Source organism: Bradyrhizobium iriomotense, from assembly GCF_030160715.1.
GTDB classification, from domain to species: Bacteria; Pseudomonadota; Alphaproteobacteria; order Rhizobiales; family Xanthobacteraceae; genus Bradyrhizobium; species Bradyrhizobium iriomotense.
In genome coordinates this window covers 88687-104558 of the sequence record NZ_BSOW01000029.1, presented here as the reverse complement: position 1 = coordinate 104558, position 15872 = coordinate 88687, and the positions used below count along the sequence as shown (strand labels likewise).

15 protein-coding genes are annotated in these 15872 nt (G+C 65.0%); 7 read left to right on the top strand and 8 right to left on the bottom strand.

The features are described 5' to 3' along the window. Window positions 1–146: 146 nt before the first annotated feature. The 5 genes from QQL28_RS33405 (at window position 147) to QQL28_RS33385 (ending at window position 4484) form a co-directional block, all read left to right on the top strand. Window positions 147–917 (top strand): MotA/TolQ/ExbB proton channel family protein, encoded by a 771-nt coding sequence (locus QQL28_RS33405; protein WP_284272454.1) that lies wholly within the window; start codon window positions 147–149, stop codon window positions 915–917. Continuing rightward, window positions 914–1585 (top strand): DUF2135 domain-containing protein, encoded by a 672-nt coding sequence (locus QQL28_RS33400; protein WP_284272452.1) that lies wholly within the window; start codon window positions 914–916, stop codon window positions 1583–1585. The genes QQL28_RS33405 and QQL28_RS33400 overlap by 4 nt, the downstream gene beginning before the upstream one ends. Next, complete coding sequence (locus QQL28_RS33395) at window positions 1578–2183, top strand: hypothetical protein (RefSeq protein WP_284272451.1); 606 nt, start codon at window positions 1578–1580, stop codon at window positions 2181–2183. Before QQL28_RS33400 ends, QQL28_RS33395 begins: the two co-directional genes overlap by 8 nt. A 117-nt stretch (window positions 2184–2300) precedes the next feature. Beyond that, window positions 2301–3041 carry a metallophosphoesterase family protein gene (locus QQL28_RS33390; RefSeq protein WP_284272448.1) on the top strand — a complete coding sequence of 247 codons (741 nt, stop codon included), beginning with the start codon at window positions 2301–2303 and terminating at the stop codon, window positions 3039–3041. Window positions 3042–3044: 3 nt separating this feature from the next. Next, window positions 3045–4484: a serine/threonine protein kinase gene (locus QQL28_RS33385; protein ID WP_284272447.1), complete on the top strand. Its 1440-nt coding sequence runs from the start codon at window positions 3045–3047 to the stop codon at window positions 4482–4484. A 9-nt stretch (window positions 4485–4493) separates the two neighbouring features. On the opposite strand, the gene QQL28_RS33380 is transcribed toward QQL28_RS33385, so the two are convergent. Then, window positions 4494–4685, bottom strand: coding sequence for a hypothetical protein (locus tag QQL28_RS33380; protein ID WP_284272445.1), 192 nt, complete (start codon window positions 4683–4685; stop codon window positions 4494–4496). Window positions 4686–5185: 500 nt separating this feature from the next. Then, entirely contained in the window at window positions 5186–5887 is a 702-nt protein-coding gene (gene rpe / locus QQL28_RS33375; RefSeq protein ID WP_284272443.1) for a ribulose-phosphate 3-epimerase, read from the bottom strand. 258 nt (window positions 5888–6145) lie between these two features. On the opposite strand from rpe, the gene QQL28_RS33370 reads away from it, so the two are divergent. Further along, window positions 6146–6988, top strand: coding sequence for an EF-hand domain-containing protein (locus tag QQL28_RS33370; RefSeq protein ID WP_284272441.1), 843 nt, complete (start codon window positions 6146–6148; stop codon window positions 6986–6988). Between the two features lie 97 nt (window positions 6989–7085). Here QQL28_RS33370 and QQL28_RS33365 read toward each other — a convergent pair whose 3' ends face one another. Beyond that, entirely contained in the window at window positions 7086–8084 is a 999-nt protein-coding gene (locus QQL28_RS33365) for a P1 family peptidase (RefSeq protein ID WP_284272439.1), read from the bottom strand. A gap of 62 nt (window positions 8085–8146) precedes the next feature. Next, window positions 8147–10927 (bottom strand): PAS domain S-box protein, encoded by a 2781-nt coding sequence (locus QQL28_RS33360; protein ID WP_284272437.1) that lies wholly within the window; start codon window positions 10925–10927, stop codon window positions 8147–8149. A 294-nt stretch (window positions 10928–11221) separates the two neighbouring features. Here QQL28_RS33360 and QQL28_RS33355 point away from each other — a divergent pair, with 294 nt between their 5' ends. Continuing rightward, window positions 11222–11599 carry a response regulator gene (locus QQL28_RS33355; RefSeq protein WP_284272435.1) on the top strand — a complete coding sequence of 126 codons (378 nt, stop codon included), beginning with the start codon at window positions 11222–11224 and terminating at the stop codon, window positions 11597–11599. Window positions 11600–11707: 108 nt separating this feature from the next. Here the strand turns inward: QQL28_RS33355 and QQL28_RS33350 are convergent, their stop codons facing one another. The 4 genes from QQL28_RS33350 to livM all read right to left on the bottom strand — a co-directional run bounded on the left by QQL28_RS33350 (window position 11708) and on the right by livM (window position 15868). Next, window positions 11708–12826: a branched-chain amino acid ABC transporter substrate-binding protein gene (locus QQL28_RS33350; RefSeq protein ID WP_284272433.1), complete on the bottom strand. Its 1119-nt coding sequence runs from the start codon at window positions 12824–12826 to the stop codon at window positions 11708–11710. A 149-nt stretch (window positions 12827–12975) separates the two neighbouring features. Then, window positions 12976–13716: an ABC transporter ATP-binding protein gene (locus tag QQL28_RS33345; RefSeq protein ID WP_284272431.1), complete on the bottom strand. Its 741-nt coding sequence runs from the start codon at window positions 13714–13716 to the stop codon at window positions 12976–12978. Next, window positions 13713–14546 (bottom strand): ABC transporter ATP-binding protein, encoded by an 834-nt coding sequence (locus QQL28_RS33340; protein WP_284272429.1) that lies wholly within the window; start codon window positions 14544–14546, stop codon window positions 13713–13715. The genes QQL28_RS33345 and QQL28_RS33340 overlap by 4 nt, the downstream gene beginning before the upstream one ends. Continuing rightward, on the bottom strand, window positions 14543–15868 hold the full coding sequence (gene livM, locus QQL28_RS33335) for a high-affinity branched-chain amino acid ABC transporter permease LivM (RefSeq protein WP_284272427.1): 1326 nt from the start codon (window positions 15866–15868) through the stop codon (window positions 14543–14545). Before livM ends, QQL28_RS33340 begins: the two co-directional genes overlap by 4 nt. Between the last annotated feature and the right edge of the window lie 4 nt (window positions 15869–15872).

Below are 15872 nucleotides of genomic sequence, written 5' to 3'. Positions count from 1 at the left end.
GCCGGACCTTGCCAATCGCGGGAGCTGCCGGGCGGTGCTGCTCGGGAAAATTTCCCAAGCCGATTTGGGCATGGCTCTTTGGACCGCGCGCGGCGGCTTTGATCTAATGCGGGACGGGTCGCTAACAGACCGGGGAGCGAGACAGCATGAGTTCGATCACCATCGGCAAGAGCGCGCCGCCTGCGGCCGACCCGTCGGAGCGGAGCGCGCTCCTGCTCTGGATGATCTTCACCGGCCTGTCGGTCTTCGCCGTGGTGCTGCTGTGGCGCTTCGGCCTGATCCATCTGATGGTGGTCTCCGACCGCACCTACATTTCAAGCCTGATCGCGGTGCTCTATATCGCCACCTGCGGTCATTGCTTCTGGCGGACCCGCTCGATCGCGCGGGAGGGGGCGGCGGCGCGGCGCTGCCGTGCGGTGCTGTCGGCCAAGGACGGCAGCAAGGCGCTCGATACCACCGGCACATCGCTGCCGAATGGCCTCGTCAGGGACCACATCGAGAGCCTGGTGACGAAAGCCGCGGCGCAGGACTATCGGCCGGTCGACCAGACGCTGCTGCTGCGCACGCTCGCCGATCGCCTGCGCGGCTCCAACGGGTTCGGCGCCTTCGTCTCGGATACGCTGATGAAGCTCGGCCTGCTCGGCACCATCATCGGCTTCATCATCATGCTGGCGCCGATCGCAGGGCTCGATGCGGCCGACAAGGTCGCGATGCGGTCCTCGATGGGGTTGATGAGCGACGGCATGGCGGTCGCCATGTACACGACGCTGGCGGGCCTCGTCGGCTCGATCCTGGTCCGCATCCAGTATTACATGCTCGACGCTGCGACCCAGCGGGTGTTCTCCGACGCCGTCGTGCTGACCGAGACCTACGTCACGCCGGCTCTGGAACGCAAGCGTCCGGGAACGCCGCCATGATGGATGATTTCGGGCTCTATCCGCGCGAGGAACAGTTCGATCCGCTCGGCGTGATGCTGTTCAAGGCGCTCCAGGTGATCGCCTTCCTGTTCTTCATCGCGCTTCTCGCCGTCTCCCCGGACGCCAAGGACGGAAAGATCGACTCCAAGGCCGAGTTCATGATCACGCTGGACTGGCCGGACAATCATCCTGACGATCTCGACCTGTTCGTGCAGGATCCCGCCGGCAACATCGCCTGGTACCGGCATCGCGAGGCCGGCTTCCTCACGCTCGATCGCGACGACCGCGGCGGGGCCAACGATTTCATCGTGGTCAACGGCAAGAAGATCGCATCCCCGATCCGCGAGGAGATCGTCACCGTGCGCGGCATCGTTGCCGGCGAATACACCGTCAACGTCTCGCACTTCCAGGCGACCACCGGCGAGCCGGTCTCGGCCAACGTGAAAGTGCAGAAGCTCAATCCGACGGCGCAGGTGATCTTCGACAACAAGCTGACCGTCAACCATACCGGCGACGAGAAGACCGCGGTACGGTTCCGGCTCGATTCCGAGGGCAAGGTGGTCAACGTCGACCAGCGGCCGAAATCGCTGCTGGAGACGTTCCGCAGCAGTTGGCGCAACGGCGCGGATATCGATCCGAAGACCGGCGTGAGGATGCGCCGTGAGTAGCCTGCAACTGGTCATTCTCACGATTTCGGTCGCTTATGCCGTGATCGGCGCGCTGCTGCTGGTCGTCCTGGTCTATGGACGCCTGCACTGGTCGCAAAAGGCCACGGCGGTCATTGTGACCAGCGTCTTCTACCTCGTCAGCTTCGCTGCGATGCGCGGGCTGCTCGGCTGGGCCACCGCAGACCGGCTGCCTGTGTCATTCAAGCTGTTGGCCGCGCGCATCGTCGAGCCGCATTCGCTGGAGGGGGACCCCGGCTCGATCTATCTGTGGGTCGAGGAGCTCGACGACGACCACCGGCCGAGCGGCATCCCAAGGGCGTTCCGCGTTCCCTATAATGACGCGCTGGCCGAAAAGACCCATGCAGCGGAGAACGAGATCGCGGCAGGACGCCCGCAAGGCGGGCGCGCCGCGGATTTTGGCGGGGGTGACGGCACCATCATCGACATGGTCAGGGAATATGTGACCCCGAAGGCCGTGATCGAGACGGCCGGCGGCGACTCATCGACCGGTGAGTTCAGCGCACCGCCGGCCGGTGCACAGGGGGCCGTGTTCACGCCGCTGCCGCCACCCCGTATGCCGCCAAAGGATGAACAATAGGCTCTTCACCATTCCGGCATAGGCGTGCTGGAAAACCTTCCCGCGCTGTCGCATCTTGTTGACGTCCCTCAAATTGGCTTTATCGGCATACGAATAGAGTTTGAGGGTGGAGGACGCGTGCGACTGGCCGTCTTTTCGGATATCCATGGCAACCGGCAGGCCTTTGACGCGTGCCTGAAGGCAGCGCGCGAGCGCGGAGCGGAGCGCTTCATCCTGCTCGGCGATTTCGTCGGCTATGGCGCCGATCCGGAATGGGTGGTCGATACCGCGATGGAACTGATGGCTCACGGCGCCGTCGCTGTGCGCGGTAATCACGACCAGGCGGTGCAATCGTCGGCCGAGACCATGAACGCCGAGGCGCAGATCGCGATCGAATGGACCCGCGGCCGGCTCGATGCCGCGCAGCGGCGCTTCCTCGCTGAACTGCCGATGTCCATCGAGGATAGCGATCGTCTCTATGTGCATTCGGAAGCCTCGCATCCGACTCGATGGCACTATGTCCGCTCGACGGCGGACGCCGCAAAAAGCCTGATCGCGACGCCGTGCCACGTCACATTCTGCGGCCACATCCATCGCCCGGCGCTTTATTCGATGTCGGTGACTGCGAAGATGACGAGTTTCGTACCCAAGACCGGCGTTGCCGTGCAACTGCTGCGCGGCCGGCAATGGCTCGCGGTGATGGGCTCGGTCGGCCAGCCGCGCGACGGCGATCCATCCGCCTGCTTTACGATGTTCGACACCGAGAGCTGTCAGATCACCTATTGCCGTGTACCCTATGACATCGAGGCGGCGGCGAGCCGGATTCGCGAGAACGGCCTGCCGCATTGGCTGGCGGACCGGCTGTCGCAGGGGCGCTGAGCGATGCCGAAATCCCTGGTCAAGGTCGGAGCTCAGATCGACGGCTTCACGGTCGGCGAATGCGTGCATGCCGGCGGCATGGCGACGCTGTGGACGGTCACTCATCCCGGCATCGACGCGCCGCTTCTGATGAAGGTCCCGCGGGTGTCCGAGGGCGAGGACCCCGCCGCGATCGTCTCCTTCGAGATGGAGCAGATGATCCTGCCGCGGCTCGCCGGCCCGCACGTGCCGCACTGCTTCGGCACCGGCGATTTCGCGCGCCAGGCCTATGTCGTGATCGAGCAGCTTCCCGGCACCACGCTCTATCCGCGACTGCCCGACCTGCCGCTGCCCTATGAGGAGGCGCGCGTGCTGGTCGCGAAGATCGCGACCGCGCTGGCCGATCTGCACCGCCAGAACGTGATCCACCACGACATCAAGCCAAGCAGCATCATGTTCCGCGCGAGCGGCGAGGCGGTGCTGATCGACTTTGGCCTGTCGCATCACAACCATCTGCCGGATCTGTTGCAGGAGGAATTCCGGCTGCCCTACGGCACCGCGCCCTATATGGCGCCGGAGCGGCTGCTTGGGGTGCGCGACGATCCGCGCAGCGATCTGTTTTCGCTGGGTGTGCTGCTCTATTTCTTCACCACCGGCGAGCGGCCGTTCGGCGAGGGCGAGACGCTGCGGGCGATGCGGCGCCGGCTGTGGCGCGATCCGCATCCGCCGCGCAAATTGCGCCCCGACTATCCGCCCTGGCTTCAGGAGATCGTGCTCAGGTGTCTGGAGATCGAGCCGGTGTGGCGTTATCCGACCGCCGCACAGCTTGCCTTCGATCTCACCCATCCCGACAAGGTCAGGCTCACCGCGCGCTCGGAGCGGCTCAAGCGCGATCCGCTGTCCGTCGCCTGGCGACGTCGCTTCAATCAGGAGGCGACGCAGCCGCGGCCGAAATCGGATGTGGCGGCGCAGATTGCCTCGAGCCCGATCCTCACCGTCGCGCTCGACACCGCCGAGGGCGCAGCCGAATTGAACGAGGCGCTGCGCGTCACCACCGAGCGGATCCTGGCGACGCTACCCTCGGCGCGGCTCGCCTGCGTCAACGTGCTGAAGCTCAATCGTCTCGTGATCGACCGGACGCTCGACGAAGAGGGCTCCAACAAGCATATCGACCGGATGGTCGCACTCAGGCATTGGGCGACGCCGCTCAAGCTCGACGAGAGTCGGCTTACGGTTCATGTGCTGGAGGCGGTCGATCCGGCCGCCGCGATCCTGGAATTCGCCGAGATCAACCAGGTCGACCACGTCATCATCGGGGCGCGGCAGAGCTCGTTCAGGCGCACGCTGCTGGGCAGCGTTTCATCGAAGGTCGCGTCGGAAGCAACCTGCACCGTCACCGTGGTGCGGCCGCCGAGGATGGCTGCGGATTCAGAAGAGGTGAGGGCGGACGAAGCTGCGGGCTAGTACCACAGCTCAGGCGGCGCAGGCGCGGTGACCGTCGCGCTTGCGGCGGACGGGCAGCCAGAAGTCCGGGCCGGCGTCGCTGCGGTCGGGGCCGACGCCGAAGAATTGGATGATCTCGCGGCAGGGCTCGCAGTGGAACAGATTCCGCGAGGTGGCTGCCTTCGACATCTCGGTCAGGCAGTTTGGGCAAAGCGGTTTCATCAGATAATTCCAGAAAGGGATTTCAGTGCGGACGCTGTGACCAGTACTGGTCCAGGTCCACGATCTCGGACCCGGTGTCGTCGTTGGCATCGCACGCGGTACGCTCGTAGCGACCGAAGAAATAATCGAGGTCCGGATGCGGGCGCCGTGGGATGCGGCACCTGCGCTTCGGTTGACGTTTTGCGATCGCGACTTGCACGGGGCATCAGCCCCGGTGGCGGTGGAGGTAAATGATGCGGGCGGAACGAGCCGCGACTCGTACCGGTCGCGCGACCAAGATGCTGCGCGCCGCAATCGCTGCATTCAGGCCAAGCCACAACGCCACGCCAGTCCAGACCAAGGTCGTTGTCATGATGTGCTCCCGTCAAAAAGGGGAGTGCTCTTTTGCATTGATTTGTGCGAATCAGGGAAGCTGGGATGATTACGGGGGTACGACACAATCTTGAGTGTGTCGCGGTGCAGCACCGTAGAAACCCGCAATATATTTCGCGCGCGTTCGCTCAGATCGCTTCGCCGCGCGCGTTTGCCGCGGCACTGCGGATCGCGTCGATATTGGTCTTGTAGGCCTCTTGCGTGCCGCCGCGGAACACCGCAGTTCCGGCGACGAAGGCGTTGGCGCCGGCCGCCGCAAGGGCCCCCGCGACGTCGGGCCCGACGCCGCCATCGACCTCGATGTCAATCGGCCTGCCCGCGGTCATCGCGCGGATGTCGCGGATCTTGCCGAGCGCAGACGGAATGAAGGCCTGTCCGCCGAAGCCGGGATTGACCGACATCACCAGCACGAGATCGATCAGGTCGACGACGTATTCGATTGCGCTGATCGGCGTACCCGGGTTGAGCGAGACGCCGGCCTTCTTGCCGAGCGCGCGGATCGCCTGCAGCGAGCGGTGCAGGTGGGGACCTGCCTCCGCATGCACGGTTATGTGGTCGCAGCCGGCCTTGGCGAAGGCTTCCAGATAGGGATCGCAGGGCGAGATCATCAAATGCGCGTCGAAGATCTTCCTGGTGTGCGGACGCATCGCCTTGATGACGTCGGGGCCATACGAAATGTTCGGCACAAAATGCCCGTCCATGACGTCGAGATGCATCCAGTCGGCGCCGGCCGCATCGACAGCGCGCACCTCTTCGCCGAGCCTGGAAAAATCCGACGCCAGGATCGACGGTGCGATCACCAGGGGGCGGAGTGCGAGGGCTTGGGTCATGGGCACAGTTTCCCGAAAAAGCCGTTGGCGCCGTGTGACGATGGGCCTCGCCTAACATGGGCGAAGCGGGGGAGCAATGCAGGGAAGGCGCTTCCTGTGGGCGGAAAATTCTGCCGCAACCGGCACGAATTGCCGGTGTTCCCCGACGGTCCAAAGCGCGCGAAAGCCGGATTTGATTGAGGTTTTTGCGCTGGCACGACGCTTGCTGACTGGATGGGAGCATTGGCCGCGGCTTGCCGCATCGTCTGGAGTCGTCGAATGTTGTTCGCCCTTGGTGCCGTATCGGGTGCGCTCGACGCGTTGCAAGCGTTGACGTCCTCGAAGACGTCCTCGACGCAGCAGACCGGCTCCACGCAAGGGGCGACCAACCCGTTCTCGATCGACAGCGGCAGCAGCACGACCAGCGGCGCGAGCTCGTCGGTCAATTCCGGCAACTGTCCGCAGATCTCGCCTGAGACGATGAGCGCGCTGATTGCGGCGCAAAGCCAGTCGTCGGCGAGCACGAGCAGCTCCTCCAGCTCGACCTCGTCGAGCTCCTCAGCGAGCTCATCGTCGACCTCGATGAGCCCGCAGGACGCCCTGAAGGATCTGTTTTCGCAGATCGATGCCGATGGTGATGGCAGCATTACCAAATCGGAGTTCGAGAATGCGCTCGGCGCGGGCGGCACCAATTTGGCGCAGGCCGACGACGTCTTCTCCAAGCTCGACACCAATGGCGACGGCAGCGTCAGCCTCGACGAGATGTCGAAGGCGCTGAAGGGCGGACATCACGGTCACGACCATGCCGAAAGCGCCAGCAGCTCCAGCGGCTCCGGTGACGCCAGCGGCAGCGGCTCGGACGGCAGCTCCGATCCATTGACCGGGGCGACCTCGACGTCCGTGACCAACAGCGACGGCTCGACCACGACCACCGTCACCTATGCCGACGGCTCGAAGGTCTCGATGACGACGCCGGCTGCGTCGAGCTCATCGAGCTCCAACTCCAACTCAGGCGGCTCGAACTCGGCGACATCGTCCTACAACTGGATCGAGCAGATGATCCAGCGCGAGGCGCAAGCCTTGTCGGCCACCGCGGCCTCGTCGCTGTCTGTGAGCGTTTAAGCGAGGCACATTGCTTTCGCCTCACTTCAAGTGTCATACCCCGCGAAAGCGGGGTATCCAGTACGGGGGGTGACTCGCGGAGAGAGGAGCGGTCCGACTAAGAGCCGAACCGATCCTTCCACGACGCTAGCGCGCCGGTGAACGGCAACGCCGTGGCGCTGTACACGCCACGCGCAATCGCGCGCGCCACGACGTTGGCTGCGACCATGCCGACCTCGGTGAGGCCGACGATCGGATCGATCGGCTTTTCGCAGGTCGCAGCGGCAAACAGCACGTCGCCGTCGGTCGGTGCATGCACCGGATAGATCGCGCGGGCAAAGCCGGTCTGCCCGATCATGGCGAGGCGCTTGGCTTGCGCCTTGGTCAGTGTCGCATCGGTGACGACGAGGCCGATCGTGGTGTTTTCGCGCTCGCTCGGGGCCGGCCCGCCCTTGATGCGCATCTTGAGCATGTCGTCCGTGAAGGTATCCGGCAGGCCACGTCCGCCGAACTCGCCGCCCACCTCGAACGGCGCGGCCCAGAACCAGGGGCCGTCACCGACCGTGACGCTGCCGACCGCGTTGACGGCGGCGATCGCCGCGACCTTGATGCCGTTGCTGGTCACGGCGGACGCCGAGCCGAGCCCGCCTTTGAAATTCGCCGTCGTGGCGCCGAGGCCGGCACCGACGCTGCCGAGCGCGAAGTCAGTGCCGGCTGAAGCTGCCGCGGCGTAGCCGAGGTCGCGATAGGGTGGGAAGCGGCCCCATGCCTTGTCGCCGCCGTTGAGGAGATCGAACAGGATCGCGCCCGGCACGATCGGGATCAGCGCCTCGCGGACCCGGAAGCCGCGGCCCTGCTCGGCGAGCCAGGCCTGCACGCCGCCACCGGTCTCGAGTCCGAAGGCCGAGCCGCCCGACAGCGCGATGGCATCGACGCGCTCGACCGTGTTGGCAAGGTCGAGCAGCGCGTCCTCGCGCGTGCCGGGCCCGCCGCCGCGCACGTCGATCGCCGCCACCGCCGGCTGGTCGAACACGATCGCGGTCGCACCCGAGGCGAGCTTTTCGTCGTGAGCGTGCCCGACGCGGACGCCGGCGATGTCGGTGAGGAGGTTCTTCAAGGCGGCACTCCCGGCGCTGCAAGCGGCAGTGCCTTCAGCGATAGCGCAGGCGCAAGCCGCGCTCAACTGGCGAGCGCGATGCGGAGCATCCCGGCAAGCTCGGATTTGCGGTAGGGTTTTGCGAGCAGCAGCACGCCGGAATCGAGCCGGCCGTGATGGACGATGGCGTTCTCGGTATAGCCCGACGTGAACAGCGTCTTCAGCGCCGGGCGTCGCCTGGCTGCTTCGTCGGCGAGCTGGCGGCCGTTCATGGCGCCGGGCATGATCACGTCGGTGAACAGCAGGTCGATGTCCGCATTGCCGTCGATCAGCGTCAGCGCTTCCGCCGCATTCGCCGCTTCCAGCGCGTTGTAGCCGAGACTCCTGATCTGGGTCACGACATATTGGCGTACCAGCGCGTCGTCCTCGACGATCAGGATCTTTTCGTCGCCACCCTCGATCGGCACGTTGCGCAGCGCCTCGAGCGGGGTCTCCTGCACGCCGGTCGAACGCGGCAGATAGATCTTCACGCTCGTGCCGTGACCTTCCTCGCTGTAGATCTTGACGTGCCCGCCGGACTGCTTGACGAAGCCGAACACCATGCTCAGCCCAAGTCCGGTACCCTTGCCGACCTCTTTCGTCGTGAAGAAGGGGTCGAACACCCTCTCGATCAGCGCGGCCGGAATGCCGGTGCCGGTGTCGCTCACCGCGATCATCACGTAATTGCCGGCGATGATGTCGGGGTTCATGCTCGCATAGCCTTCGTCGAGGAAGATGTTGCGGGTCTCCAGGACCAGCGTGCCGCCGTCGGGCATGGCGTCGCGTGCGTTCAAGGCGAGGTTCAGGATCGCGGTGGTGAGCTGGCTCGGATCGACCATGGCCGGCCAGGCGTCCTCGGTGAGTTGCGGGGTGATGGTGATCTGCTCGCCGAGCGTCGGATGCAGCAGCTTGGCGGCTTCCACGACCAGCGCGTTGGGGTCGACCTCGCGCGGCTGAAGCGGCTGCTTGCGGGCAAAGGCGAGGAGGTGCCTGGTCAATTGCGCGCCGCGTTCGGCCGCATCGTCGATCAGCCTGGTGATCGCCGCCAGATCGGGTTGGTCGGCGACGGCCTCGGACAGGATCCCGATCGTGCCCGTGATGACCGTGAGCACGTTGTTGAAATCATGCGCGACGCCGCCGGTGAGCTGACCGATGGCGTCCATCTTCTGCGCCTGCCTGAACTGCGCCTCGGCCGCCTGCTTTTCGGTGAGGTCGCGTCCAATGAAGAAATGGCGCTTCACCGGTTCCGACCAGGTGCCGAGCCAGTTCAGCGTGACGTCGTGCCCGTCCCTGTGGGGGTAGCGCGCCTCGAAGCTGCGCTTGGTCTGGCCGCGCCGCGCGGCGCGCATTTCCTCGCGCGTCTTCTCGAGATCGTCGGGATGGATGAACTCCGTCGCGGTATGGCCGATCATGTCCTCCGGGCTGAAGCCGAGGATGTCCTTCACGCTCGGGCTGACCTGGACGAAATTGCCATAGCCGTCGGTGACCAGGATCAGGTCCTGCGACGTCTCGAAGATGCGTTGACGCTCCTCGACCTCGCGATTGAGCGCCGCCTGCGTTCGTTTCCGCTCGGTGATGTCGCGGGCGATCTTGGAGGCGCCGATGATCTTGCCGTCCGCCGAGCGTAGCGGGAACAGGCTGAGCACGACGTCGAGCGGCTGCCCGTTCTTGTTCACCCGCACGGCTTCAAACTGATCGATGACCTCGCCGTTGCGGGTGCGGGCGAGAATTTCCTCCATCTCCTCGCGGCGACCCTCCGGCATGATGATGTCGATCGGCTTGCCGACGGCCTCCTTTGCCGAGAAGCCGAACACGCGTTCGGCGGCACGGTTCCAGGCGGTGATGGTGCCGTCGAGCGTCTTGGTGATGATGGCATCGTTGGAGGATTCCACGACCGCGCTGAACAGCCGCTCGCGTTCGCCGTGAAGATCACGCTCCGAGGCGGATTGCCGTCGCAGCATGCCGAGCAGGTCCATCGTCTGCGCCTGGAGGCGGACATTCTCGATCAGCAGCACCGCGAGCACGAAGCTTGCGGCGAACAGACCGTAGATGCGTCCCGCATAGAAACCGAGATCGAAACGCGCGACGTTGACGATGGCCGAGAGCGCGATGTCGAACAGCCACGCGCACATGACGACCATGAGCCAGACGTCGATCACGGAATGCGGCTTGCGGAACCACAGCAGGACGAGGGCCGCAAAGCTCAAGGACCAGACGAAGGACACCACGACCATCATGGTCGTGGTGTAGCGGCCCTCGCGCAGCAGCACCGGAAGCAGGTCGTGCTGGACGGTGACGATCCAGGTGAAGACGGCCATCGTCGCGACGACGCCGAGCACGATCCCGAGGACGGCATGGCGGACCGGTCCCGCGATCCTGACGCCGCCTTCGGCGCCTTTCGCCCATGCATAGGCCAGCACGCAGAGCGGAAAGCCGCCGTGCCAGATCATGTAGAGCCACACGGTGGTCTGCGGGCCCGCGCCGAGCAATCCGGCCGGCGCAAAAAGCCCGGGAAAGGTGAGGGCGTGGACGATCGCCGCGGCCGCGGTGAAAAGGTAGCCCGTTGCAAGCATCAGCAGAGCACGGGTGCGCAACACCGCGAATTGCGACAACAGCAGCACTGCGGTGATGGTATCGCTGACGACGAGCGCGGATTGATAGCTCGCGACGAAGGCCGGTACGCGCGCCAGCGGCATGCCGGCGAATGGAACGGCGAGGGCAAAGAGGGCCGTGGAAATCCCGACGATCGCCAGTGCTGCAGTGCGATCGCTCTGGCAGGCGGGCAGCGTCGAAAGAAAGGTGCTTCGGTCGTTCGGTGCCAGCACGTTCACCTCTTGCGGACCGCCATTGACACTTCCAGTAGGACACTCCCCTGGGAGTATCTTAGCCCGCTACCTCTCAGCGCGGTAGCGGGGTCTGGGCACGCGCTCTGATGGGAAGATACGCGACTCAACCGAAGGTTAGAGCTTACTTAATTTTTCTGGGAACGAGGAGCAGAGACCGGGTAAGCTGGCCTTTACTGACCGGGGAAATAATACCTCTACCGCTGTGGCGGGATCCCATTCCGGGAGGCAGATTTTCCGACTGCCATCAATGTCATGACGCCGGGAGTTGTTCCCATGCCCCGTATTCTCGTGATCGACGACCAGAAGGAGGTCCGGGCGATGGTGTCCATCGTGCTCCGGGTCAATCAATTCGAGGTGGTGGAGGCGGAGAGCGGCGCGGCGGGCCTGAAGACATTCGGCGAAGCAGCGTTCGACGCGGCGATCGTGGACATTTTCCTGGCCGACACCAGCGGTCTTGAGGTCATGTCGGCGATCCGCGAGCGTTCGCCGGGGTTCCCGATCGTCGCCATTTCCGGCATGACCACGCTCGACTTCATGGAGGAGGCGCCCGGCCTGGCCGGCGTGGTTTGCCTCCAGAAGCCGTTCCGGCCCAACGATCTCCTCCAGGCGCTCAAATCGGCGCAGGCGGGCAAGCTCAAGGCGGCGATCTGACATCGTAGGGACACGAAAACGCCCCGGCGAACCGGGGCGTTTGTGACGATGGAGCTTCGAGCCGAAGCGCCAAGTGCGCGCGTTAGGCGCCCTTGTTAGGAGCCCCTGTTAGGAGCCCTTGGCGCCGAGCTCGGCGTAGTTGCCCTTGGAATCCCACTTGTAGACGACGTAGTCGATCTGCTTGATGTCGCCCTTTGCGTCGTACTCGATCGGGCCGAGCACCGTATCCCACTTCCCGGCCTTGATGGTCTCCATGACCTTCTTGGCGTCGGTGGTGCCGGCCTTCTTGACGGCCTGCGTCCAGACTTGCAGCGCAGCGTAGGTGTAGAGCGTATAGCCTTCCGGATCGATGCCCTTGGCCTTGAACGCTTCGACGATCTTCTTCGCGGTCGGCTTGTTGCGCGGATCGGGACCGAAGGTGAACAGCGTGCCTTCGCCGGCCGGGCCGGTGATGGAGGCGTACTCCTTATCGGCCAGCGCGTCGCCTGACATCAGCACGGTCTTCAGGCCCTGGTCGCGCATCTGGCGCAGGATGAGGCCAGCTTCCTGGTGGTAGCCGCCGACATAGACGAGGTCGACGTTATCCTTCTTCAGGCGCGAGACGATCGCGTTGAAGTCCTTGTCGCCCTTATTGTAGGACTCATACATCTTCTCGGTGATGCCGGCCTTGTTGAGCGCCTTCTTGGTCTCGTCGGCAAGACCCTTGCCGTAGGTGGTCTTGTCGTTGAGGATCGCGATGTTCTTGCCCTTGTAGTTCTTGGCAATGAACTGTGCGGCGATCAGGCCTTGCTGGTCGTCGCGGCCGCAGACGCGCGCCACGTTCCACAGCTTGCGCTCAGTGAAGAGCGGGTTGGTCGAAGCCGGAGTGATCTGGAGGACGTTGCCGTCCGCATAGGCTTCGGATGCCGGGATCGAGGACGACGAGCAGAAATGCCCGGCGACGAACGGGATCTTGGCGCCGGCGATCTTTTCCGCCACCGAGCGGGCCTGCTTCGGATCGCAGGCGTCGTCTTCGGCGTTGAGCGCGAGCTTCTTGCCGTTGACGCCGCCGGCGGCGTTGATGTCCGCCACCGCCAAGTCGGCGCCGTTCTTCATCTGCCGGCCGAACGCGGACTCGGTGCCGGTCATCGGGCCCGCGACTGCGATGGTGATATCCTGCGCGAACGCTGCCGTCGACAGCGCTACGGACGCGCCAAATGCCAGACCGATGAGTTTCAGTGATTTCATGAGATACCTCGCGGGTGTCGCCTGTTGGGAGTTGCCGGGTAGGCCCGGTTCAAACCGGCGCCATTCTTGAATGAATTTACGGAGAAGTCACCGGCAAAATACGGGCATAGGCAAAGATATCTAGCCGCTTGCTCAGGCACGTGGGCCGGTCAGGTATGCCGGCCACCTTCCAGATAGGCGGCGCGAATTTCGGGGCGCTGCAGCAATTCGGCGCCGCTGCCCGCGAGCGTGATCAGGCCGTTGACCATGACATAGCCGCGATGGGCGAGCTTCAGGGCATGGTTGGCGTTCTGCTCGACGATGAGCACGGTCAGGCCGTCCTGCCGGTTCAGGGTGCGGATCGCGTCGAAAATCTGCCGCGCGATGAGCGGTGCGAGCCCCAGCGAGGGCTCGTCGAGCAGGAGCAGGCGAGGGCGGCTCATCAAGGCGCGCCCGATCGCCAGCATCTGCTGCTCGCCGCCGGACAAGGTTCCGCCGCGCTGGGCGAAGCGCTCCTTCAGGCGCGGAAACAGGGCGAACACGCGCTCGAGCGTGCTGTCCCGTTCCGCATCCGTCGAGTCGGTGACATCGGCCCCCATCCGGAGGTTCTCGGCAACGCTCATCCGCGGAAAGATGCGACGTCCTTCCGGCGATTGCGCGATGCGCAAATGGGCGATCTCGTGGGTCGGGACGGTGGTGATGTCCTTGCCGTCGTACAGGATCTGGCCGGCGCGGGCGCGCGGCCTGCCGAAGATCGTCATCATCAGCGTCGACTTGCCGGCGCCGTTGGCGCCGATCAGCGCGACGATCTCGCCGGAATTGATCTCGATGTCGACGCCCTTCAGCGCCTCGATCTTGCCGTAGGCGGCGCGCAGGCCCCGGATCGCGAGCAGGGGGGATGCCGCCGTCACGACCCGCTCTCCATCACGGCCATCGCTTCTTCCTCGTCGGCGCCGAGATAGGCGGCGATCACCTTGGGATCGTCGCGCACCTCGCGCGGCGTGCCTTGCGCGATCTTCACGCCGTGGTCCATCACCACGATGTGGTCGGAGATCTCCATCACGACCGACATGTCGTGCTCGATCAGGAGGATCGAGGTTCCCAGGTCGTTGCGGATCGAAAGCAGGAGCTCGCTCAAGGCAGCGCTCTCGCGCGCGTTGAGGCCCGCGGCCGGTTCGTCGAGGCACAGAAGCGCAGGCCCGGTGCACATCGCGCGCGCGATCTCGAGGCGGCGCTGGTCGCCATAGGCGAGGTTGCCCGCCGCATCGTCGGCGCGATCCAGGAGGCTGACCCGCTTCAGCCAATCAGTGGCGAGATCGATCGCCTGCGCTTCCGCACTGCGGTAATTCGGCGCCCCGATCAGGCCGAGGAAGGTGAAACCGGAGGCGCGCATCAACATATTGTGCTGCGCCACCATCAGGTTTTCCAGCACGGTCATCCCGGGAAACAGCCGGATGTTCTGGAAGGTGCGCGCGACCTTGGCCTGCTTGGCGATGCGGAAGTCGTTGAGCCGCTCGAGCGCGATCTCCTTGCCGTCGTCGTGGGTGAGGCGGATGGCGCCGCCGGTCGGCTTGTAGAAGCCGGTGATGCAGTTGAACACCGTGGTCTTGCCGGCGCCGTTCGGTCCGATCAGCGCCGTAATCTTGCGCCGGTCCGCCGCGAACGACAGATCCTGCACGGCGACGATGCCGCCGAAGCGCATGGTGAGCTGATCGACGCTGAGAATACGTTCGCCGCTCATCCGTGGCCTTCCTTGACGAGGTCGGAGGAGATGGCCTGCGACTTTTTCAGATAGACGGTCGGCGCGCGATGGCCGATCAGGCCGCGTGGCCGCCAGATCATGATCAGCACCATCGCCCAGCCGAACACCAGCATGCGGTAGGTCTCGAGGCCGCGGAACAGCTCGAACCCGCCGATCATGGTGAGCGCCGCGAGTGCGACGCCGAGCTGCGAGCCCATGCCGCCGAGCACGACGATGGCGAGCACCAGCGCCGATTCCTGGAAGGTAAAGGATTCCGGGCTGATGAAGCCTTGCCGGGTGGCGAAGAATGCACCGGCGAAACCGCCGAACATCGCACCCGTCGCAAATGCCGTGAGCTTTGTCGTCGTGGTGTTGATACCGAGTGCGCGGCAGGCGACCTCGTCTTCGCGCAAGGCCTCCCAGGCGCGGCCGATCGGCAGCCGGCGCAGGCGGATCGTCACCCAATTGGTGAGCAGCGCCAGCGCCAGGATCAGGTAGAATAGGAAGACGATGCGGTGCGTCGGCGAGAATTCGATGCCGAGCAGTGCCGCCAGCCCGTCGTCGGTGTTGGTCAAGGGAATGCCGAACAGGGTCGGGCGCGGAATGCCCGGGACACCGTTCGGGCCGCCGGTCAGGCTCTGCCAGTTGATGAGGACGAGCCGGATGATCTCGCCGAAGGCCAGCGTAACGATGGCGAGATAGTCACCGCGCAGCCGCAGCACCGGAAAGCCGAGCAACACGCCCCAGAAGGCGGCGAGGATGCCGGCGAGCGGCAGGCAGATCCAGAACGACCAGCCGAAATTGGTGGCGAGCAGCGCGTAGGAATAGGCCCCCACCGCATAGAAGGCGACGTAGCCGAGATCGAGCAGACCGGCGAGCCCGACCACGACGTTAAGGCCCCATCCCAGCATCACATAGGTGAGCACGAGGATCGCGAGGTCGAGGATGTAGCGCTGGTCATAGAAAATGACCGGCACCAGCAGGGTGAAGATCAGAAGCGCCGGCGCCAGGTAACGGCCCAGGAACGACAGGCCGCTGTGCAGGGCAGGCGGCACCAGCCGCTCCGCCCCGGAGGGGCCGATCCACTGCCTCAGCAATTCGATGACGACCGAACCGCCGAACACGATGCCCACGAGCGAGGCGAGCTCCACGAACCGCGGCCAGTAGGTCAGCTGGCCGTCGGGCCCGGCCTCGGTGCGGACGCCGACCATCAGCGAGAACAGCACCAGCGCCACGAGGGCGTTGAAGAAGGCTCTTTTCAGGATGAAGGGGATGCCGGCTGCGCGGCTTGTCTGGGTGATCTCGTGGGAAAGGGCTGTCACGCGT